Source organism: Bacillus sp. CDB3 (genome assembly GCF_002081505.1).
In the GTDB taxonomy this organism is placed as follows: Bacteria; Bacillota; Bacilli; order Bacillales; family Bacillaceae_G; genus Bacillus_A; species Bacillus_A cereus_AT.
The window spans coordinates 2,501-22,662 of sequence record NZ_ALBR01000009.1 but is presented as its reverse complement, the minus strand read 5'-3'; the positions used below and the strand labels follow the sequence as shown (position 1 = coordinate 22,662).

The following is a 20,162-nucleotide window of genomic DNA, read 5'->3' as shown; positions in this document are numbered from 1 at the left end:
ATGGGTCAGAAGGTTAATCCAATTGGTCTTCGTGTCGGTGTTATCCGTGACTGGGAATCTCGTTGGTTCGCTGAGAAAGATTACGCTACATTATTACATGAAGACATCAAAATCCGTGAGTACATTACTGTACGCTTAAAAGATTCTGCTGTTGCTAAAGTAGAAATCGAACGTGCAGCAAATCGTGTAAATGTTACAATTCACACTGCAAAACCTGGTATGGTAATTGGTAAAGGTGGTACAGAAGTTGAAGCACTTCGTAAAGCTCTTAACCAATTAACAGGCAAGCGTGTACACATCAATATTTTAGAAGTTAAGAGAGCTGATCTTAACGCTAAATTAGTAGGCGAAAACATCGCTCGTCAATTAGAAAACCGTGTATCATTCCGTCGTGCACAAAAGCAAGTTATTCAACGTGCTATGCGTGCAGGTGCTAAAGGTATTAAAACACAGGTTTCTGGTCGTCTTGGCGGAGCTGATATCGCTCGTGCAGAATCTTACAGTGAAGGAACTGTTCCACTTCATACACTTCGCGCTGATATTGACTATGCAGCAGTTGAAGCTGATACAACATACGGTAAATTAGGCGTAAAAGTATGGATCTACCGTGGAGAAGTCCTTCCTACAAAAAAGAAAGCTTCTGAGGAAGGAGGAAAATAATATGTTAATGCCAAAACGCGTAAAATATCGTAGAGAGCATCGTGGTAAAATGCGTGGTCGTGCAAAAGGTGGAACTGAAATTGCTTTCGGTGAATTCGGTTTACAAGCACAAGCTGCTTCATGGATTACAAACCGTCAAATCGAAGCTGCTCGTCGTGCAATGACTCGTTACATGAAACGTGGCGGTAAAGTATGGATTAAAATTTTCCCTTCTAAACCTTACACTGCAAAACCTCTAGAAGTACGTATGGGTTCCGGTAAAGGGGCACCAGAAGGCTGGGTAGCAGTAGTAAAACCTGGGAAAATTATGTTTGAAATCGCGGGTGTATCTGAAGAGGTAGCACGCGAAGCATTACGTCTTGCAGCTCACAAGTTACCTGTGAAATGTAAATTCGTAAAACGTGAAGAAAATGGTGGTGAATCTAATGAAAACTAATGATATTCGTGAACTAACCACTGCCGAAATCGAAACAAAAGTTAAAGCTTTAAAGGAAGAATTATTCAATCTTCGCTTCCAACTTGCTACAGGACAATTAGAGAATCCAACTCGCATCCGTGAAGTGCGTAAAGCGATTGCTCGTATGAAAACTGTAGTTCGTGAAAGAGAGATCGGAATTAATCGATAAATTGAGGGGAGGTTTGCATAGTGAGCGAACGTAACCAACGCAAAGTTTATACTGGTCGTGTTGTGTCTGATAAAATGGACAAAACGATTACAGTTTTAGTTGAAACTTACAAAACTCATTCCTTGTACGGAAAACGTGTTAAGTATTCTAAAAAGTACAAAGCCCATGATGAGCAAAACCAAGCGAAACTTGGCGATATCGTTAAAATCATGGAAACTCGCCCGCTTTCTGCTACTAAGCGTTTCCGTTTAGTTGAAATCGTTGAAGAAGCGGTTATTATCTAAATAGACGAATCGGAATTTTTAGTCCGAAGGGAGGTTTCATAACATGATCCAACAAGAATCTCGTTTGAAAGTTGCTGACAACTCTGGTGCACGTGAACTTTTAACAATTAAAGTATTAGGCGGCTCTGGTCGTAAATATGCTAACATTGGTGATATTATCGTTGCTACGGTAAAACAAGCAACACCAGGTGGCGTTGTTAAAAAAGGTGACGTTGTTAAAGCAGTAGTAGTACGTACGAAGAGCGGAGCTCGTCGTCCGGACGGTTCTTATATCAAATTTGATGAAAACGCAGCGGTTATCATTAAAGACGATAAGAGCCCACGTGGTACTCGTATCTTCGGACCAGTAGCTCGTGAATTACGTGATAGCAACTTCATGAAGATCGTTTCTTTAGCTCCAGAAGTTCTATAATTTAAGGTATTGCCTTGCTAAGGAGGTGCAGAATTAAGATGCATGTAAAAAAAGGTGATAAAGTACAGGTAATCACTGGAAAAGACAAAGGAAAACAAGGCGTTATCCTTGTGGCTTTCCCAAAGCAAAACCGTGTTATCGTTGAGGGTGTTAACATCGTTAAAAAACACTCTAAGCCATCTCAATTAAATCCACAAGGTGGAATTATTACTAAAGAAGCACCTATTCACGTTTCTAACGTTATGATTTTAGATCCGAAAACAGGTGAACCTACTCGCGTAGGCTTCAAAGTAGAAGATGGTAAAAAAGTTCGTATTGCAAAAAAATCTGGTGAATTATTAGATAAATAATTTTCTTAAGAAAGGAGGTCACTTCATTGAATCGCCTTAAAGAGAAGTTCCAAAAGGAAATTACTCCTGCTCTAGTGAGCAAGTTTAACTATAAATCTGTGATGGAAGTACCGAAAATCGAAAAGATCGTAATCAACACTGGTGTTGGTGACGCGGTATCTAACTCAAAAGCTTTAGACAATGCAGTAGAAGAATTAACACAAATCGCAGGTCAAAAGCCTGTTGTAACTCGTGCTAAAAAATCAATCGCTGGTTTCCGTCTTCGTGAAGGTATGCCAATCGGTGCGAAAGTAACTTTACGCGGCGAGCACATGTATGAGTTCTTCGACAAATTAGTATCAGTTTCTTTACCACGTGTACGTGATTTCCGTGGTGTTTCTAAGAAATCATTTGATGGTCGTGGGAACTACACATTAGGTGTTAAAGAGCAACTTATCTTCCCTGAGATCGATTATGATAAAGTAAGCAAAGTCCGCGGTATGGACATCGTAATCGTTACTACAGCGAAAACTGATGAAGAAGCTCGTGAACTTTTAACACAATTCGGTATGCCATTCCAAAAATAATGGAAGCCAACGCTAAGTAGAGGAGGCGAAAACGTGGCTAAAAAATCTATGATAGCGAAACAAAAGCGTACTCCTAAGTTTAAAGTACAAGAGTATACACGTTGCGAACGCTGCGGTCGTCCGCATTCTGTATACCGCAAATTTAAGCTTTGCCGTATTTGTTTCCGTGAACTTGCATATAAAGGTCAAATTCCTGGTGTTAAAAAAGCTAGTTGGTAAAACCCACAAATGGGAAGGAGGTAAAACACATGGTGATGACAGATCCAATTGCAGACATGCTTACTCGCATCCGTAATGCGAACATGGTACGTCATGAGAAATTAGAGGTTCCTGCTTCTAAAATCAAAAAAGAGATCGCTGAACTTTTAAAACGTGAAGGTTTCATTCGTGATGTAGAATACATCGAGGATAACAAACAAGGTATCCTTCGTATTTTCCTGAAATATGGTGCAAACAATGAACGTGTAATCACTGGATTAAAACGTATCAGTAAACCTGGCTTACGCGTTTACGCTAAAGCTGATGAAGTACCACGTGTACTTAACGGATTAGGTATCGCTCTTGTTTCTACATCTAAGGGAGTAATGACAGACAAAGACGCTCGTCAATTACAAACTGGTGGAGAAGTAGTAGCATACGTTTGGTAATATATATTTAAAACGAACGGAGGTGTGACCACATGTCTCGTATTGGTAAAAAGATTCTTGAAATCCCTGCAGGTGTTACTATTACAATTGCAGAAGACAATACTGTAACAGTAAAAGGCCCTAAAGGTGAATTAACTCGTAAATTCAATGCTGATATGTCTATCAAAATTGAAGAAAATACACTAACAGTTGAGCGTCCATCTGAACAGAAGGAACACCGTGCATTACACGGTACAACTCGTGCTTTAATCGGAAACATGGTTGAAGGTGTAACTGCAGGTTTCGCACGCGGACTTGAATTAGTCGGTGTTGGTTACCGTGCTCAAAAACAAGGAGATAAACTTGTTTTAAGCGTAGGTTATTCTCATCCAGTAGAAATGACTCCGGAAGCAGGTCTTGAAGTTGAAGTACCTGCACCAACTAAAATCGTAATCAAAGGTATCGACAAGCAACGTGTTGGCGAATTTGCTGCTAACATCCGTGCTGTACGTGCTCCTGAGCCATATAAAGGTAAAGGTATTCGTTACGAAGGCGAAGTTGTTCGTCGTAAAGAAGGTAAAACTGCTAAGTAAACCCGTTAGGTGAGAGAAAGGAGTGACAAGAATGATCACTAAAGCTGATAAAAATGCGACTCGTAAGAAAAGACATGCACGTGTACGTGCTAAGCTTACTGGTACTGCAGAACGTCCACGTTTAAACGTGTTCCGTTCTAACCAACATATTTACGCTCAAGTTATTGATGATGTAAATGGTGTAACGTTAGTAAGTGCATCTACTCTTGATAAAGACCTTGCTCTTAACGGTACTAGCAATACTGAAGCTGCTACGAAAGTTGGAGAATCAGTTGCTAAGCGTGCTGTAGAGAAAGGCGTTAAAGAAGTAGTATTCGATCGCGGTGGTTACTTATACCATGGCCGTGTTAAAGCTCTAGCTGAAGCTGCTCGTGAGGCTGGATTACAATTTTAATGGTCAAAGGAGGGAAAATTGATGCATCGCATTGACCCAAGTAAATTAGAACTTGAAGAACGTGTAGTTACGATAAATCGTGTCGCGAAAGTTGTTAAGGGTGGTCGTCGTTTCCGCTTTGCTGCACTAGTTGTAGTTGGCGATAAAAACGGTCATGTTGGATTCGGTACTGGTAAAGCACAAGAGGTACCAGACGCAATTCGCAAAGCTATCGAAGACGCTAAGAAAAACTTAATCGCTGTACCATTAGTTGGTACAACAATTCCACACACAATCAACGGTCATTTTGGAGCTGGTGAAGTATTCTTAAAACCTGCTGCTGAAGGTACTGGTGTTATTGCTGGTGGACCTGTTCGTGCGGTACTTGAATTAGCTGGTGTACAAGATATTCTTTCGAAATCTCTTGGTTCTAACACACCAATCAACATGATTCGCGCTACTGTGAACGGATTAAGCGAACTTAAGCGCGCTGAAGATGTTGCAAAATTACGCGGTAAATCTGTAGAAGAGCTACTAGGTTAAGGAGGGAAAACAAATGGCGAAAAAGTTAGAAATTACCCTCACTCGTAGTGTAATTGGTCGTCCACAAGATCAACGTGCGACGGTAGAAGCTTTAGGTCTTAAAAAGTTGAATTCAACTGTAGTTAAGGAAGAAACTCCTGCTATTCTTGGTATGATCAACAAAGTTTCTCACCTTATAACTGTAAAAGAAGCTTAAGGATAACTCATTAATATAAGGAGGTGCCTGGGAATGAAACTTCATGAATTAAAACCTGCAGAAGGTTCTCGTAAAGTACGTAACCGTGTCGGTCGTGGTATCGGTTCTGGTAACGGTAAAACTGCTGGTAAAGGTCATAAAGGACAAAACGCACGTTCTGGTGGCGGTGTTCGTCTTGGCTTCGAAGGTGGTCAAACTCCATTATTCCGTCGTTTACCAAAACGCGGCTTCACAAACATTAACCGTAAAGAGTTTACTATTGTAAACTTATCAACGTTAAATCGTTTTGAAGATGGTACAGAAGTAACACCTGAATTATTGCTGGAAACTGGCGTTATCAGCAAGTTAAACGACGGTGTTAAAATTCTTGCAAGCGGAGCAGTAGAGAAAAAATTAACTGTTAAAGCGCACAAGTTCTCTTCAAGTGCTAAAGAAGCAATTGAAGCAGCTGGCGGATCAGTTGAGGTGATCTAATGTTTCGTACAATCTCCAACTTTATGCGCGTTGCTGAGATAAGACGTAAAATATTATTCACTTTAGCGATGTTAGTCGTATTCAGGATTGGCACGTTTATCCCAGTGCCATTTACAAATGGAGACGTACTGAAAGCACAAGATCAATTAAATGCCTTAGGTATTCTAAATACATTTGGCGGTGGCGCCTTGAAAAACTTCTCCATCTTCGCGATGGGAATCATGCCGTATATTACAGCATCCATCATCGTGCAATTATTGCAGATGGATGTTGTTCCTAAATTTTCGGAATGGTCGAAGCAAGGTGAAATGGGCCGTCGTAAACTAACGCAATTCACGCGTTACTTTACAATTGTTCTTGCGTTTATTCAGGGGTTTGGTATGTCAATTGGTTTTAACGGTATGGTAGGTGGGCAATTAATTTTGAACCCTGGTTGGAGCACTTATTTATACATTGCTACGGTACTGACTGCTGGTACTGCATTTTTAATGTGGTTAGGTGAACAGATTACAGCTAAAGGTGTAGGTAATGGTATTTCCATCCTTATCTTTGGCGGTATTGCCGCAGCGATCCCAAGTGTTATATCTCAAGTGTATCAACAACAGTTTCAAAATATCGGAGATCAATTGTTCATGAGTATCGTTAAAGTTGCATTGATCTTACTAGCTGTGCTAGCAGTTATTGTTGGTGTTATTTTCATTCAACAGGCTGTTAGAAAGATCCCAATTCAATATGCGAAGCGTGTAACAGGAGGGAATGGGAATCATGCTGGAGCACAAAACACACATTTACCGCTTAAGGTAAATAGTGCGGGTGTTATTCCAGTCATTTTTGCTGTTTCATTCTTAATTACGCCTCCAACTATTGCACAGTTCTTCCCGAATCATGATGTATCGCAGTGGATCATTGCAAACTTTAACTATTCTCACCCAGTGGGAATGATCATATATGTTGCGCTCATTGTAGCCTTCACATATTTCTATGCGTTTGTTCAGGTTAATCCAGAGCAAATGTCAGAGAATCTAAACAAACAAGGTGGATATGTTCCAGGTATTCGTCCGGGTAAGAATACGGAACAATATCTAACAAAAATCTTGTATCGTTTGACCTTTGTAGGATCAATTTTCCTAGCAGCGATTGCAATCTTACCAGTTATCTTTACGAAACTGGGAAATCTTCCCCCATCTGCACAGATTGGTGGAACGAGCATGTTAATCGTTGTCGGCGTTGCTTTAGAAACAATGAAGCAGCTAGAAAGCCAACTGGTAAAACGCCATTACAAAGGGTTTATCAAGCAGTGAGTAAGTGGGAAGAATTGTCTTCCCTACATGCTCATGTACTCTGAGGGGGAACAAGGATGAACTTAATTTTAATGGGGCTTCCTGGTGCTGGTAAAGGTACACAAGCCGAACAGATTGTTGCCAAGTATAACATCCCTCACATTTCAACAGGAGATATGTTCCGTGCAGCTATGAAGGCTGAAACTGAAATGGGTTTACAAGCAAAATCTTTTATTGATAAAGGTGCACTTGTTCCAGATGAAGTTACAATCGGAATCGTTCGTGAACGTTTAAGTCAAGAAGACTGCGTAAGAGGTTTCTTATTAGACGGTTTCCCACGAACTGTTGCACAAGCATCAGCTCTTGAAGAGATTATGAAAGATCTTGGCAAAAAAATCGACTATGTTTTAAACATTAATGTGGATTCAGGTTTGTTATTAAAACGCCTTACAGGCCGTCGCATTTGTAAAGAGTGCGGTGCGACTTACCACTTAGAATTCAATCCACCAGCAAAAGCTGATGTGTGCGATAAATGTGGTGGCGAATTATACCAACGCTCTGATGACAATGAAGAAACTGTAGCAAATCGTTTAGATGTAAATATTAAGCAAACAAAACCTTTGCTTGATTTCTACGAGGAGCTGGGTTACTTACAAAGCATTAATGGTGAGCAAGATATCAATAAAGTATTTGCTGATATCGATGTTCTCATCGGAGGCTTAGCGTAATGATCATCTGCAAAACTCCTCGCGAGATAGAAATCATGCGAGAAGCTGGCAGGATCGTTGCTTTAACTCATCAAGAGTTGAAACAGCATATTACTCCAGGAATTACAACGAAAGAGCTCGATCAAATAGCGGAAAAGACGATTCGAAAATATGGTGCTACGCCATCTTTTAAAGGATACAACGGATTTCCGGGGAGCATATGTGCTTCTGTAAATGAAGAGCTTGTACACGGAATTCCAGGGAAGCGCAAGCTCGAAGAGGGCGATATCATCAGTATCGATATTGGTGCGAAATACAATGGGTACCATGGAGATTCTGCATGGACGTATCCAGTTGGAAACATTTCTGAATCTGTTCAAAAGCTACTTGATGTCACAGAAAAATCGTTGTATCTTGGTCTAGAACAAGTAAAACCAGGCGAAAGATTATCAAATGTCTCACATGCGGTTCAAACCCATGCTGAAGAGAATGGATTCTCGATCGTTAGGGAGTATGTTGGTCACGGAATCGGGCAAGACTTACATGAGGACCCTCAAATCCCGCACTATGGTCCACCAAATAGAGGCCCTAGATTAAAGCCGGGAATGGTCATCTGTGTTGAGCCGATGGTGAATCAAGGAAGACGATATGTAAAAACACTATCTGATGACTGGACAGTGGTAACGGTAGATGGTAAATGGTGTGCACATTTTGAGCACACGATTGCTCTTACAGAAGCAGGATACGAAATCCTTACCACTTTATAAGTAGCTGGCTCTCCGGGATTTCAGAGCAGTGTAAAATGTTACTGATTTGAAGAAGGGAGAACTATTGAATGGCTAAAGATGATGTAATTGAAGTCGAAGGTACCGTTCTTGAAACGTTGCCAAATGCTATGTTCAAAGTAGAATTAGAGAATGGGCATGTCGTATTGGCTCACGTTTCTGGTAAAATCCGTATGAACTTCATTCGTATTTTACCAGGAGACAAAGTTACGGTAGAATTATCTCCGTACGATTTAAATCGTGGTCGTATTACGTACCGTTTTAAATAATATAGCACTCCGTAATCTTTAAGGAGGTTCGAGACATGAAAGTAAGACCGTCAGTTAAACCAATCTGCGAAAAATGTAAAGTTATTCGTAGACGTGGAAAAGTAATGGTTATTTGTGAAAACCCTAAACATAAACAAAAACAAGGTTAATCAGAAGGAGGTGCATTCAGAATGGCACGTATCGCAGGTGTAGATATTCCTCGAGACAAACGCGTTGTTATTTCTTTAACTTACGTATTCGGCATTGGTCGCACAACTGCTGAAAAAATTCTTACTGAAGCTGGTATTTCTTCAGAAACACGAGTTCGTGACTTAACGGAAGACGAACTAGGACGTATCCGTGATATCATCGATCGTATTAAAGTTGAGGGAGACCTTCGTCGTGAAGTATCTCTTAACATTAAACGTCTAATGGAGATCGGTTCTTACCGTGGTCTTCGTCACCGTCGTGGTTTACCAGTTCGTGGTCAAAACTCTAAAAACAATGCTCGTACACGTAAAGGTCCACGTCGTACAGTAGCAAATAAAAAGAAATAATAAGTAAAGGAGGTTGAACTAACAATGGCACGTAAAACAAACACTCGTAAAAAACGTGTGAAAAAGAATATTGAAGCTGGTATAGCTCATATTCGTTCTACTTTCAACAACACAATCGTAACACTTACAGATACTCATGGTAACGCACTTTCTTGGTCTAGTGCTGGTGCACTTGGTTTCCGTGGATCTCGTAAGTCTACTCCATTCGCTGCGCAAATGGCTGCTGAAGCTGCTGCTAAAGTTGCAATGGAGCACGGTTTAAAAACTTTAGAGGTTACTGTTAAAGGTCCTGGTGCTGGTCGTGAAGCTGCAATTCGTGCTCTTCAAGCTGCAGGTCTAGAAGTAACAGCAATTAGAGATGTTACTCCAGTTCCTCATAATGGATGTCGTCCACCAAAACGTCGTCGTGTGTAATTTTTCTGTATAGAATTTTCCCTTTTGTCTATAATGGATATGATGCATTATCGAGAAATTTCGTACAGAAACATCGCTTGTTGTGCACAATCGGGAACTGCCTAAGGGGGACTTTCGGTTAGACAGGGGGTATCCCTTTGTTTAACCGGGGTTTCGACGTTTTGAAGGAGGGTTTAGTTAATGATTGAAATCGAAAAGCCGAAAATCGAAACGGTTGAACTTAACGAAGATGCTAAATATGGTAAATTCGTAATTGAACCGCTTGAGCGTGGATATGGTACTACTTTGGGTAACTCCTTACGTCGTATTCTTTTATCCTCACTCCCTGGTGCCGCTGTTACTGCTATCCAAATCGATGGCGTATTACATGAATTTTCAACAGTTGAGGGCGTAGTAGAAGACGTTACGACGATCATCTTAAACTTGAAAAAGTTAGCTCTTAAAATCTACTCTGAAGAAGAGAAGACGTTGGAAATTGATGTACAGGGCGAAGGTATTGTCACAGCTGCTGATATTACTCATGATAGTGATGTAGAAATCTTAAATCCAGATTTACACATTGCAACGTTAGCAAAAAATGCGCATTTCCGCATGCGTTTAACTGCAAAGCGTGGCCGTGGGTATACGCCAGCTGATGCAAATAAAAGCGAAGATCAACCAATAGGAGTAATTCCTATTGATTCTATTTATACTCCAGTATCACGTGTAACTTACCAAGTGGAAAAGACACGTGTCGGACAAGTGGCTAATTATGATAAGCTTACGCTTGATGTATGGACGGATGGAAGCATCGGGCCAAAAGAAGCTATCTCTTTAGGTGCCAAAATCTTAACTGAGCATTTAAATATCTTTGTTGGTTTAACTGATGAAGCACAAAATGCTGAGATTATGGTCGAGAAGGAAGAAGATCAAAAAGAGAAAGTTCTTGAGATGACTATCGAAGAACTAGATCTTTCTGTTCGTTCTTATAATTGCCTAAAACGTGCAGGAATTAATACTGTACAAGAGCTTGCGAACAAAACAGAAGAAGATATGATGAAAGTTCGTAACTTAGGACGTAAATCCTTAGAAGAAGTTAAACATAAACTTGAGGAATTAGGTTTAGGTTTACGTAAAGACGACTGAGGATTTAAACCCATCAACAAAGGAGGGAACTACGAATGGCATACAGAAAATTAGGCCGTACAAGTGCGCAACGTAAAGCTATGTTACGTGATTTAGCTACTGATTTAATTATCAACGAGCGCATCCAAACGACAGAAACTCGTGCAAAAGAACTTCGTTCTGTAGTGGAAAAAATGATCACTTTAGGTAAACGCGGAGATCTTCATGCTCGTCGTCAAGCAGCAGCTTTCATTCGCAATGAAGTTGCTAACGCTGAGACTGGTCAAGATGCACTTCAAAAATTATTCGCTGATGTAGCTCCACGCTATGCTGAGCGCCAAGGCGGATACACTCGTATTGCAAAAATTGGTCCACGTCGCGGAGACGCAGCACCAATGGTAATTATCGAGTTAGTATAATGATGATTAAAAGGGCAGGACAGTTCTTTTCAAGTAACTGGTCATGGCCCTTTTTTTTTAAATATAAAAAATAGGCTAACTTGGCGAAGGAAAGGGTGCCTTGTATTGAAAAAAGAGAAACTTCAGACAGAAAATATATCATTTCAATATCCTGGGGCAGCCTCTTATGCATTAAAAGATGTTTCATTTTCCTTATATGAAGGAGAATGGGTATCTGTTATTGGACAAAATGGTTCAGGTAAATCTACACTTGCAAAATTATTGAATGGTTTGTTTTTACCGGAATCAGGGACCATTACTGTAAATGATACAGTGGTTTTATCAGAGGAAACGGTATGGGATGTTCGAAAACAAATTGGGATGGTATTTCAAAATCCTGATAATCAATTTGTTGGAACGACAGTACAAGATGACGTTGTATTTGGTCTAGAAAATATCGGAATGCCAAGGGAGCAGATGATAGAAAGACTAGAACAAGCCCTGCAACTGGTCCGTATGGAAGATTTTCTTAATGATGAACCCCATTCGTTATCTGGCGGACAAAAACAGCGAGTCGCAATAGCAGGTGTTTTAGCACTTCAGCCATCTATTTTAATACTAGATGAAGCAACTTCAATGTTAGACCCTCAGGGGAGACTTGAAGTAGTAGAAACGGTTAGACAACTTGTTAATCAAAAGGGTATTACGGTGTTATCGATTACGCACGATTTAGAAGAAGCGGCACAGTCAGACCGTATTATTATTTTGAACAAGGGAGAAATATTAGAGGAAGGTACTCCAGAGCAAATTTTCAAATCCTCTCATATGCTCCAAGAGATTGGATTAGATGTACCTTTTTCGGTGAAAATAGCAGAATTATTAAAAAGAAATGAAATTCACTTGCACAATACGCATCTTACAATGGAAAGCTTGGTGAACGAACTTTGGAGATTACATTCCAAAAAGTAGAACATCGTTATCAATATAAAACTCCATTTGAAAGACGCGCACTTTACGATGTAGACGTGTCGTTTCCAAGTGGGGGCTATTATGCCATTATTGGTCATACTGGTTCAGGAAAGTCGACGATGATTCAACATTTAAATGGTTTATTACAGCCGACAAATGGTACGGTTCAAATTGGCGAACATTTAATTTCAGCAGGGAAGAAAGAAAAGAAACTTAAACCACTACGAAAAAAAGTAGGGGTTGTCTTTCAGTTCCCAGAACATCAGCTATTTGAAGAGACAGTTGAGAAGGATATTTGTTTTGGTCCTACTAATTTTGGTGTATCTGAAGAAGAGGCAAAACAAAAGGCGAAAGATGCAATCCAGCTTGTTGGATTGGACATAGAGTTATTAGCACGTTCTCCGTTTGAGTTAAGCGGTGGGCAAATGAGGCGCGTTGCAATAGCAGGCGTACTTGCGATGGAACCCGAAGTGCTTGTATTAGATGAACCTACAGCAGGGCTTGATCCTAAAGGACAGCACGAGCTCATGGGGATGTTTTACAAGCTTCATAAGGAACAGGGGCTTACAGTCATTCTTGTCACCCACAATATGGAGGATGCCGCTAAGTATGCAGATCAAATTGTGGTCATGCATAAAGGAACGGTCTTTTTGCAAGGAAGAGCAGAGGAAGTATTTTCACATGCAGATGAATTAGAGAAAATTGGTGTGGATCTTCCGATGTCTTTAAAGTATAAACGTGCAATTGAAGAAAAGTTTGGTATTTCAATTTCGAAGGCTACCTTATCTTTAGAGGATCTTACTCATGAAGTTGTACAGGTGTTACGAAAAGGTGGTCATGAATCATGCAGCAGTTGATCATTGGGAGATACATTCCAGGTCAGTCATTCATTCATAAACTTGATCCTCGTACGAAGCTGTTGATTGTCTTTTTATATGTATTTGTTGTTTTTTTAGCAAATAATGCGATTTCATATGGATTTTTATTTTTATATGCACTCATTGCTTTATTTTTTGCAAAAGTGCCGATTCGTTATGTACTTTCGGGCTTAAAACCAATTCTATGGATTTTTCTTTTTACATTTTTCCTGCATATTTTTACAAATAAAGAAGGGGAAGTACTATTCCAGCTTGGTTGGTTTTCGATACATGAAAAAGGATTAGAGCAAGGGATATACATTTCTATACGATTCTTCGTTATTATTTTAATGACGACATTATTAACGTTAACGACGACACCTATTGAAATTACAGATGGGTTGGAGACGTTATTAAAGCCGTTGAAGCGTATAAAAGTTCCTGTTCATGAAATTGCATTAATGATGTCAATTTCACTACGTTTTATCCCGACATTAATGGATGAAACGAGTAAAATTATGAAAGCACAAGCGTCACGTGGCATTGATTTCGCCGGGGGACCGATAAAAGATAGGATGAAAGCTATTATTTCACTACTCGTTCCGCTATTTATTAGTGCTTTTAAGCGTGCAGAGGACTTAGCGATTGCGATGGAAGCTCGTGGATATCAAAGTGGCGAAGGACGCACTAAATTTAGGCAACTACGCTGGAAAACAAGTGATACAGTAACGATTATAAGCTTACTTTGTTTAGCTTGTATTTTGGCATGGGTGCGATCGTAATGGAGAATAAAGAAATGGATAGAATAAAATGTACGGTTGCATATGATGGCATGCATTTTTGTGGCTATCAAATTCAGCCGCAGCATCGTACTGTTCAACAAGAGATAGAGAAAGCATTGCAGAAATTGCATAAAGGAGAACTTGTTCGTGTTCAAGCATCGGGCAGAACAGATTCTACCGTTCATGCAAAAGGACAAGTGATACACTTTGATACCCCTTTGTCTCTTGCAGAGTGGCAATGGAGTAATGCTTTAAACACAATGTTGCCAGATGATATTGTTATCAGACAGGTAGAGAAAAAAACAGAAGAATTTCATGCGCGTTACGGTGTCGAGAAAAAAGAATATCGTTATCGTGTATTATTATCAAAGACTGCGGATGTATTCCGTAGAAATTACGTATATCAATATCCATATCCACTTGAAATAAACTCTATAAGAAAAGCGATTCCTTATTTTATTGGAACGCATGATTTCACTTCTTTTTGTTCGGCAAAAACTGACAAAAAAGATAAAGTGCGAACAATTTATGAAATTGAGTTAATTGAGCAAGACGACGAATTAATTTTTCGTTTTGTAGGTAATGGATTTTTATATAATATGGTCAGAATTATTGTTGGTACGTTACTGAACGTAGGGCAAGGAAAGCTTGATCCTGATAGCATTCCAGAGATTTTAGCGAAACAAAATCGCCAGTTTGCTGGAAAGATGGCTCCAGGTCATGGACTTTACTTATGGCAGGTAAACTATAACAACTAATCCTGGTGTAACATTTGCTTGACATTAGAAACTCAAAAGTATATCATAACATATGGTATTGTTTCTAAAACCACGATTAGCCCCGGAAGGAAATCGTGTTTAAGATAAACAATAGATTTTTTCTATGGAAAAGATAACGAGGAGGGAAACACATGCGTACGACTTTTATGGCAAAAGCTAACGAAGTTGAGCGTAAATGGTATGTGGTTGATGCTGAAGGTCAAACTTTAGGTCGCCTATCTACTGAAGTAGCATCCATTTTACGTGGTAAAAACAAACCTACATTTACACCACACGTTGACACGGGTGATCATGTAATTATTATTAACGCTGAGAAAATTCATTTAACAGGTAATAAATTAAACGATAAAATTTACTACCGTCACACTAACCACCCAGGTGGACTTAAACAAAGAACAGCTCTAGAAATGCGTACAAACTACCCTGTACAAATGTTAGAGCTTGCAATTAAAGGGATGCTTCCAAAAGGACGTTTAGGACGTCAAGTATCTAAGAAATTAAACGTGTATGCTGGAGCAGAGCATCCACACCAAGCACAAAAACCAGAAGTTTACGAACTTCGCGGATAATCAATTAAAGGAGGGCTTACTTTGGCACAGGTTCAATACTATGGCACTGGACGTCGTAAGAGTTCAGTAGCGCGCGTGCGCCTAGTTCCAGGCGAAGGACGCGTTATCATTAACGGTCGTGATTTTGAAAACTATATCCCATTTGCTGCATTACGTGAAGTAGTGAAACAACCTCTAGTTGCAACAGAAACTTTAGGTAACTACGATGTACTTGTAAACGTAAATGGTGGTGGATACACTGGTCAAGCTGGTGCTATTCGTCACGGTATTTCTCGCGCTTTATTAAAAGCTGATCCAGAATACCGTCTAACACTAAAACGTGCAGGTCTATTAACTCGTGACGCACGTATGAAAGAGCGTAAAAAATACGGTCTTAAAGGCGCACGTCGTGCACCTCAGTTCTCAAAACGTTAATTTTTGCGAACTACAAACCCCAACCATTTTGGTTGGGGTTTTTTTATGTTTAATTCCTCTTTTGTAATTTTTTTAGCTTGGAATATTTTAGTGCTACGGCCTCGCGTATGCTTCTTCTTTAGAAGTTTAGACTAATACGTATTAGGGAGGTTTATACGTACTATGAATGTCATTGTCAGCTTACAAGAAAAACAAAAGAAAAGCAGTTAAAATACGAGCGTAAGATGCTGCGAGAATTATCGTTAAAAACATTGCGCTCAAATATTCGTGATGCCTTTCAGATGCAAGAACTTCATCGTCAGTATGAAGATTATTGTATTGAACTAGGGATAGAATCTTATTTATTAGGAGCGAGATACAGTAAATTTGGTTATTATGGTGAATCATTTTTTGATGTGAAATATAGAGCCTTAGAAGAAGAGCAACAATTAACTGAAACATTATTTCAATTTTTAACAAGTATGACTATGCGTGAAATTAAATTGCAAGATGAGGAATTACTTTTTGAATCTTGCCAGCAGTTTATCGGCCTGTGGTGGCAGGAAGGGTATGAAAAAGGTGAACGAAGATATCGATTAAAGCTACACTAAGACAAGCATAAACTTTCCTCTTGTCCCATATAAGTAATTAGAGGGACTAGCTGGAGGAGGAAAGGTATGAAGAGAATTCGAATTATCTCTTTTGCGCTCGCTGCGGTTGTTTTGTTTTTTTAGTCAAACAAGAATTTCAAATTACAAAATCGTGGCGAGCTTGGAATTTGCCCTTATCAGGGAAAGTGATCGTACTAGACGCTGGGCATGGTGGTCCAGACGGAGGGGCTGTTGGTGGAAAGGATATTGTAGAAAAAGATATTACGCTCGAGATTACAAAAAAAGTACAAGATTATTTACAAGAACAAGGTGCGTTAGTTATTTTAACTCGTGAAGGAGATTATGATTTAGCTAACAAAGATACAAAGTCATATAGTAGGCGTAAAGCAGAGGACTTAAAAAAGCGTGTAGAGATTATTAATAAGCCTGATGTAGACTTTTTTGCAAGCATTCATTTAAACGCTCTAACTAGCGGTGGATCTAAAGGCGCACAAACGTTCTACTACCGTTCTTTAATTGAAAATGAACGGGCTGCGAAATTTATACAGGCTGAATTGAGAACGAGCTTAGAAAATACGAATCGTTCTGCTAAAACAATTCCTCACGTGTATTTATTGAAGTATGCTAAAAAACCGGGTGCTTTAATTGAGGCGGGCTTTTTGTCGAATGTGAATGAAAGGTATATGCTAAATTCGGAGAAGTATCAGCAAAAAGTAGCAGCTGCAATATATCGTGGTATATTACGTTATTTCACAGAAAAAGGAAATCCTCCGGAATAAGGAGGATTTTTCGAGTTTCTCTCGTTAACGAAGTTTTCCGAAAATATGTTATACTGGAAATGTAAACGCATTTATTTCAAAAATAAAGAGAGATAAATTCAATTAACATTACGTTATTTTTCATACAGGGGGCTGGGCTAATTATGGTAACAAAAGAGCAGGTAGTGGAAGCGTTGGAAGGGATTGTAGATCCGTTTTTACATAAAACGTTAAAAGAAACAAATGCAATTAAAGAGGTAACAGTCAAGCCTGAGAAGGAACATGTAAGTGTTAAAATTGCAATTGTAAAAACAGGTACAGCGGAACAAATGCAGTTGCAGTCTGGAATTGTAAAATTAGTAAAAGAACTTGGGGCAACAACAGTTGGACTTCGTTTTGCAGAATTTACAGAAGAGGAATTAGCTCAGTTTGCACCACCGCAAGAGGAAGAGAAAAGTGAATCTTTATTATCACCAAACTCACATACAACATTTTTAGCAGTGGCAAGTGGAAAAGGTGGAGTAGGGAAATCGACTGTTTCCGTTAACCTTGCAATTGCTTTAGCTCGTTTAGGGAAAAAGGTCGGTATCATTGATGCGGATATTTACGGTTTTAGTGTACCGGATATGATGGGTATAGAGAAACGTCCAATCGTAAGAGGGGATAAGATAATACCAGTGGAGCGTCTAGGTGTGAAAGTGATCTCAATGGGATTCTTTGTAGAAGATAACGCACCAGTTATTTGGAGAGGACCGATGCTTGGGAAAATGTTAAATCACTTTTTCACAGAAGTAGAATGGGGTGATTTAGATTACTTAGTATTGGATTTACCACCAGGTACGGGTGATGTTGCTTTAGATCTGCATTCGATGTTGCCGGCTTGCAAAGAGATTATTGTAACAACGCCGCATCCAACAGCTGCATTTGTAGCAGCGCGTGCTGGAGCTATGGCTTTACGTACAGAACATAGTATTCTTGGGGTTGTTGAAAATATGGCGTATTTTGAAAGTAAAGCAACTGGTGAAAAAGAGTATGTGTTTGGAAGAGGTGGAGGAGATAAATTAGCTACGGAACTCCAAACAGATGTGCTTGGTCGAATTCCACTTCAACAACCGGATTGGAATAAAGAGGACTTTGCGCCGTCAGTATATGAAGATACACATACAACTGGTCTTATTTATCGTTCGATAGCTGAGACAGTTATTGATAAAACAGCTGTTACACAAAAGTAAAGTAGTAATGAGTGGACAATATATACATTGTCCACTCATTACTATAATTTTTTTTATTGTTCTTTGTTCCCATCTTGAGAACCACCTTCACCGCCTGCACCTTTTTTATCAGACCCGCCTTTTTCAGCTTTTTGTACACCTTTACTAATGATGTCAATCATCTTAGCCTGGAAGAGTGGACTTTCGGCAGTTTCGGTTAGTACTTGTTGTAAATATTGACGATACTCTTTACTCTTCATTGTTTGTAACATAATTTTTTCTACTTCAGGATTTTTCATAATCTCTATAACACCTGACTGGTATTCAGGGTCTTTTAGTAAAGTTTTCATTAAGTTTGTTTGTTCTTTTCCCATACTTTTAGCAAATTTCGATGAGAACTCAGGGTCTTTAAAGAGTTTTTCCCAGAATTGTTGCCCTTTTTCGGATACCATCGCATCTTCGATCGTTTTCTTTACGACTGTTTCATCTAGTATGAGTGCTTGTTTCATTTTTTCATCAGTTAATACATCTTGGATCGCTTTTTTTCCTTGGTCTGTTTTTAAAATATCAACAATCATTTTTTTTGTTTGATCATAATCAAGTTCGGATTTTGCTTCTTTTCCTTGTGCACATGCCACTAGTGCGATAAATAGAAAAGAAGAAATCAAAACGAGCAGCAGCCGTTTCATAAATTGGAGCTCCTTTCAGCACAGTTCTCTTTTTTTAATATAAATCTCTTTAAGGAATTTATACATTAACATGGCTAGCTTTTTGAAATTGTCATTGATACAATTTAATTAGAAATATAAGAATAATGGGGGATGTGTTGTGAATAGCCGCAAGTGGGTACGACTATTTTTTACGACGTTATTTCTGGGTGGGATTAGCACAGTCTTTATTGGATTTGTTTTAGAGTGGGACAAGTACGCTGAATTTTTTCAAAATTTCGACGGAAAAGAGATTTTAGCAATTTCTTTTTGGTTGATGGGCGTAGGATTTATTTTTAGTGTTATAAGTCAAATGGGGTTCTTTGCGTATTTAACAATCCATCGTTTTGGATTAGGGATGTTTCGGTCATCGGCTTTATGGAATGCGGTGCAACTCTTCTTTATTGCGTTCGTATTGTTTGATTTCGTTTATTTAAGGTCAGTACTTATTGCGAATGGGGAAGTTTCATTAGGGAATAACATACTTGTTGCGGGGATGTTATTTGTGTTTGGAGCAATTGTCGCATACATAAAGAGTAAAGAAACGAATAAAAAAGCATTTGTGCCCGCTCTGTTCTTTATGGTTGTTGTAACAATTCTTGAATGGGTACCAGCGCTCCGGATTAATGACACAGATTGGTTATATTTAATGGTGATACCACTTCTATTATGTAATGCATATCAGTTACTTGTATTGCATCGTTTAATTGGACAAAAGAGTAAGTCAGCTTAATGAGGAGAGAGTGGATTTGTAATTAGCTAGGTTCTTATCATTTGTAAATCCCAGGATAAAAAAGCTCCGCTATCTTTCATTAAGGTAGCGGAGCTTTTTATGTGTGAAGAATCGTGTAGAAAGGAACTACTTAATATCTTCGCTTTTCGTACTTGTGTTGGAAATAAGTTGTGATACAGATGTTTGTTCATATCCGTCGCTCTTTAATTTTTGTAAGAGTAATGGTAAAGCCTTATTTGTTTGAAGAGCAGAATCAGAAGCGTGTAATAAGACAATATCTCCACCCTTTAAATTGCTAGAGACTGTGGAGACGATTTTATTTACGCCGGGATTTTTCCAGTCATTTGAATTGTTACTCCAATGAACGATGGTGTATCCGAGTGATTCTGCTATTTTAAGGGTTGTTTTGTTAAAGTCGCCACTAGGTGGGCGTAATAGCTTGACTTGTTTTACGCCAAGTTTCGTAAAAACATCTTGCGCTCGCAAAAGATCTCTTCGTATTTCATTTGCTTCTAGTGAATTGTAGGATGTGTAATTATAGCCCATACTACCAATCTCATGTCCATCTTTCATGATTCGTTCGACAATATCAGGGTG

The 20,162-nt window shown here is 39.2% G+C and carries 33 protein-coding genes and 2 pseudogenes (1 of these 35 cut by a window edge); 33 read left to right on the top strand and 2 right to left on the bottom strand.

All coding sequences use genetic code 11. The annotated features are described in order from the left end of the window. From rpsC to CDB3_RS01365, 32 genes and pseudogenes are all read left to right on the top strand, one after another. Entirely contained in the window at window positions 1-660 is a 660-nt protein-coding gene (rpsC, locus tag CDB3_RS01520) for a 30S ribosomal protein S3 (protein ID WP_000529958.1), read from the top strand. Window position 661: 1 nt separating this feature from the next. Beyond that, on the top strand, window positions 662-1,096 hold the full coding sequence (rplP, locus tag CDB3_RS01515; RefSeq protein ID WP_000928969.1) for a 50S ribosomal protein L16: 435 nt from the start codon (window positions 662-664) through the stop codon (window positions 1,094-1,096). After that, window positions 1,086-1,286 (top strand): 50S ribosomal protein L29, encoded by a 201-nt coding sequence (rpmC, locus tag CDB3_RS01510; RefSeq protein WP_000855718.1) that lies wholly within the window; start codon window positions 1,086-1,088, stop codon window positions 1,284-1,286. The genes rplP and rpmC overlap by 11 nt, the downstream gene beginning before the upstream one ends. Window positions 1,287-1,306: 20 nt before the next feature. Then, window positions 1,307-1,570: a 30S ribosomal protein S17 gene (gene rpsQ, locus CDB3_RS01505; protein WP_000004106.1), complete on the top strand. Its 264-nt coding sequence runs from the start codon at window positions 1,307-1,309 to the stop codon at window positions 1,568-1,570. Between the two features lie 43 nt (window positions 1,571-1,613). Beyond that, entirely contained in the window at window positions 1,614-1,982 is a 369-nt protein-coding gene (gene rplN, locus CDB3_RS01500; RefSeq protein WP_000615912.1) for a 50S ribosomal protein L14, read from the top strand. A 38-nt stretch (window positions 1,983-2,020) separates the two neighbouring features. After that, window positions 2,021-2,332 carry a 50S ribosomal protein L24 gene (rplX, locus tag CDB3_RS01495; protein WP_000558200.1) on the top strand — a complete coding sequence of 104 codons (312 nt, stop codon included), beginning with the start codon at window positions 2,021-2,023 and terminating at the stop codon, window positions 2,330-2,332. A gap of 26 nt (window positions 2,333-2,358) precedes the next feature. Next, entirely contained in the window at window positions 2,359-2,898 is a 540-nt protein-coding gene (gene rplE / locus CDB3_RS01490; protein ID WP_071747340.1) for a 50S ribosomal protein L5, read from the top strand. A 33-nt stretch (window positions 2,899-2,931) separates the two neighbouring features. Continuing rightward, window positions 2,932-3,117: a 30S ribosomal protein S14 gene (gene rpsN / locus CDB3_RS01485; protein WP_001085700.1), complete on the top strand. Its 186-nt coding sequence runs from the start codon at window positions 2,932-2,934 to the stop codon at window positions 3,115-3,117. A 29-nt stretch (window positions 3,118-3,146) separates the two neighbouring features. Continuing rightward, on the top strand, window positions 3,147-3,545 hold the full coding sequence (gene rpsH, locus CDB3_RS01480; protein ID WP_000245511.1) for a 30S ribosomal protein S8: 399 nt from the start codon (window positions 3,147-3,149) through the stop codon (window positions 3,543-3,545). 32 nt (window positions 3,546-3,577) lie between these two features. After that, the gene (gene rplF / locus CDB3_RS01475; protein WP_000086551.1) at window positions 3,578-4,117 is read left to right on the top strand and encodes a 50S ribosomal protein L6; all 540 of its coding nucleotides are present in this window, start codon (window positions 3,578-3,580) and stop codon (window positions 4,115-4,117) included. A 31-nt stretch (window positions 4,118-4,148) separates the two neighbouring features. Continuing rightward, on the top strand, window positions 4,149-4,511 hold the full coding sequence (gene rplR, locus CDB3_RS01470; RefSeq protein WP_000628818.1) for a 50S ribosomal protein L18: 363 nt from the start codon (window positions 4,149-4,151) through the stop codon (window positions 4,509-4,511). A gap of 21 nt (window positions 4,512-4,532) precedes the next feature. Continuing rightward, window positions 4,533-5,033, top strand: coding sequence for a 30S ribosomal protein S5 (rpsE, locus tag CDB3_RS01465; protein ID WP_000554646.1), 501 nt, complete (start codon window positions 4,533-4,535; stop codon window positions 5,031-5,033). Window positions 5,034-5,046: 13 nt separating this feature from the next. Further along, window positions 5,047-5,229: a 50S ribosomal protein L30 gene (rpmD, locus tag CDB3_RS01460; RefSeq protein ID WP_001085231.1), complete on the top strand. Its 183-nt coding sequence runs from the start codon at window positions 5,047-5,049 to the stop codon at window positions 5,227-5,229. A 33-nt stretch (window positions 5,230-5,262) separates the two neighbouring features. Further along, window positions 5,263-5,703 (top strand): 50S ribosomal protein L15, encoded by a 441-nt coding sequence (gene rplO, locus CDB3_RS01455; RefSeq protein WP_000766083.1) that lies wholly within the window; start codon window positions 5,263-5,265, stop codon window positions 5,701-5,703. Beyond that, window positions 5,703-7,004 carry a preprotein translocase subunit SecY gene (secY, locus tag CDB3_RS01450; RefSeq protein WP_000490151.1) on the top strand — a complete coding sequence of 434 codons (1,302 nt, stop codon included), beginning with the start codon at window positions 5,703-5,705 and terminating at the stop codon, window positions 7,002-7,004. Before rplO ends, secY begins: the two co-directional genes overlap by 1 nt. A 56-nt stretch (window positions 7,005-7,060) precedes the next feature. After that, window positions 7,061-7,711, top strand: coding sequence for an adenylate kinase (locus CDB3_RS01445; RefSeq protein WP_001048996.1), 651 nt, complete (start codon window positions 7,061-7,063; stop codon window positions 7,709-7,711). Beyond that, window positions 7,711-8,457, top strand: coding sequence for a type I methionyl aminopeptidase (gene map / locus CDB3_RS01440; RefSeq protein ID WP_097833008.1), 747 nt, complete (start codon window positions 7,711-7,713; stop codon window positions 8,455-8,457). Before CDB3_RS01445 ends, map begins: the two co-directional genes overlap by 1 nt. A 68-nt stretch (window positions 8,458-8,525) precedes the next feature. Next, complete coding sequence (gene infA / locus CDB3_RS01435; protein ID WP_001029884.1) at window positions 8,526-8,744, top strand: translation initiation factor IF-1; 219 nt, start codon at window positions 8,526-8,528, stop codon at window positions 8,742-8,744. 35 nt (window positions 8,745-8,779) lie between these two features. After that, complete coding sequence (gene rpmJ / locus CDB3_RS01430) at window positions 8,780-8,893, top strand: 50S ribosomal protein L36 (protein WP_000868344.1); 114 nt, start codon at window positions 8,780-8,782, stop codon at window positions 8,891-8,893. A gap of 21 nt (window positions 8,894-8,914) precedes the next feature. After that, complete coding sequence (gene rpsM, locus CDB3_RS01425; RefSeq protein ID WP_000090790.1) at window positions 8,915-9,280, top strand: 30S ribosomal protein S13; 366 nt, start codon at window positions 8,915-8,917, stop codon at window positions 9,278-9,280. A gap of 24 nt (window positions 9,281-9,304) precedes the next feature. Continuing rightward, window positions 9,305-9,694 (top strand): 30S ribosomal protein S11, encoded by a 390-nt coding sequence (gene rpsK / locus CDB3_RS01420; protein WP_000101797.1) that lies wholly within the window; start codon window positions 9,305-9,307, stop codon window positions 9,692-9,694. Between the two features lie 180 nt (window positions 9,695-9,874). Continuing rightward, a complete protein-coding gene (locus CDB3_RS01415) occupies window positions 9,875-10,819 on the top strand; it encodes a DNA-directed RNA polymerase subunit alpha (protein ID WP_000569644.1) in 945 nt (314 codons plus the stop codon). A 35-nt stretch (window positions 10,820-10,854) separates the two neighbouring features. Then, on the top strand, window positions 10,855-11,217 hold the full coding sequence (gene rplQ, locus CDB3_RS01410) for a 50S ribosomal protein L17 (RefSeq protein WP_000331490.1): 363 nt from the start codon (window positions 10,855-10,857) through the stop codon (window positions 11,215-11,217). 105 nt (window positions 11,218-11,322) lie between these two features. Then, on the top strand, window positions 11,323-12,165 hold the full coding sequence (locus CDB3_RS01405) for an energy-coupling factor ABC transporter ATP-binding protein (RefSeq protein ID WP_128853292.1): 843 nt from the start codon (window positions 11,323-11,325) through the stop codon (window positions 12,163-12,165). Beyond that, complete coding sequence (locus CDB3_RS01400; RefSeq protein ID WP_097833006.1) at window positions 12,141-13,022, top strand: energy-coupling factor ABC transporter ATP-binding protein; 882 nt, start codon at window positions 12,141-12,143, stop codon at window positions 13,020-13,022. Before CDB3_RS01405 ends, CDB3_RS01400 begins: the two co-directional genes overlap by 25 nt. Beyond that, window positions 13,010-13,804: an energy-coupling factor transporter transmembrane component T family protein gene (locus CDB3_RS01395; protein ID WP_128853291.1), complete on the top strand. Its 795-nt coding sequence runs from the start codon at window positions 13,010-13,012 to the stop codon at window positions 13,802-13,804. The genes CDB3_RS01400 and CDB3_RS01395 overlap by 13 nt, the downstream gene beginning before the upstream one ends. Window positions 13,805-13,818: 14 nt before the next feature. After that, window positions 13,819-14,562, top strand: a complete 744-nt coding sequence (gene truA / locus CDB3_RS01390) for a tRNA pseudouridine(38-40) synthase TruA (protein ID WP_002094769.1) — start codon at window positions 13,819-13,821, stop codon at window positions 14,560-14,562. 152 nt (window positions 14,563-14,714) lie between these two features. After that, on the top strand, window positions 14,715-15,152 hold the full coding sequence (gene rplM, locus CDB3_RS01385) for a 50S ribosomal protein L13 (RefSeq protein WP_001260795.1): 438 nt from the start codon (window positions 14,715-14,717) through the stop codon (window positions 15,150-15,152). Window positions 15,153-15,173: 21 nt separating this feature from the next. Further along, window positions 15,174-15,566 carry a 30S ribosomal protein S9 gene (rpsI, locus tag CDB3_RS01380; protein WP_000079986.1) on the top strand — a complete coding sequence of 131 codons (393 nt, stop codon included), beginning with the start codon at window positions 15,174-15,176 and terminating at the stop codon, window positions 15,564-15,566. 162 nt (window positions 15,567-15,728) lie between these two features. Then, window positions 15,729-16,156, top strand: a pseudogene (locus tag CDB3_RS01375) (DUF2521 family protein). A 66-nt stretch (window positions 16,157-16,222) separates the two neighbouring features. After that, window positions 16,223-16,935 (top strand): annotated as a pseudogene (gene cwlD, locus CDB3_RS01370) (N-acetylmuramoyl-L-alanine amidase CwlD). 143 nt (window positions 16,936-17,078) lie between these two features. Next, the gene (locus CDB3_RS01365) at window positions 17,079-18,146 is read left to right on the top strand and encodes an Mrp/NBP35 family ATP-binding protein (protein WP_071747335.1); all 1,068 of its coding nucleotides are present in this window, start codon (window positions 17,079-17,081) and stop codon (window positions 18,144-18,146) included. Window positions 18,147-18,199: 53 nt separating this feature from the next. Here CDB3_RS01365 and gerD read toward each other — a convergent pair whose 3' ends face one another. Next, complete coding sequence (gene gerD / locus CDB3_RS01360; protein WP_128853288.1) at window positions 18,200-18,814, bottom strand: spore germination lipoprotein GerD; 615 nt, start codon at window positions 18,812-18,814, stop codon at window positions 18,200-18,202. A 139-nt stretch (window positions 18,815-18,953) separates the two neighbouring features. Between gerD and kbaA the strand changes: the two genes are divergently transcribed. Continuing rightward, window positions 18,954-19,565 carry a KinB signaling pathway activation protein KbaA gene (gene kbaA, locus CDB3_RS01355; RefSeq protein WP_128853287.1) on the top strand — a complete coding sequence of 204 codons (612 nt, stop codon included), beginning with the start codon at window positions 18,954-18,956 and terminating at the stop codon, window positions 19,563-19,565. Between the two features lie 126 nt (window positions 19,566-19,691). Here the strand turns inward: kbaA and pdaB are convergent, their stop codons facing one another. After that, on the bottom strand, window positions 19,692-20,162 hold the 3' portion of the coding sequence (gene pdaB / locus CDB3_RS01350) for a polysaccharide deacetylase family sporulation protein PdaB (protein ID WP_000464724.1). Its footprint extends 294 nt past the window's final position; only the last 471 of its 765 coding nucleotides appear in the window; its start codon lies off the right edge, out of view; its stop codon occupies window positions 19,692-19,694.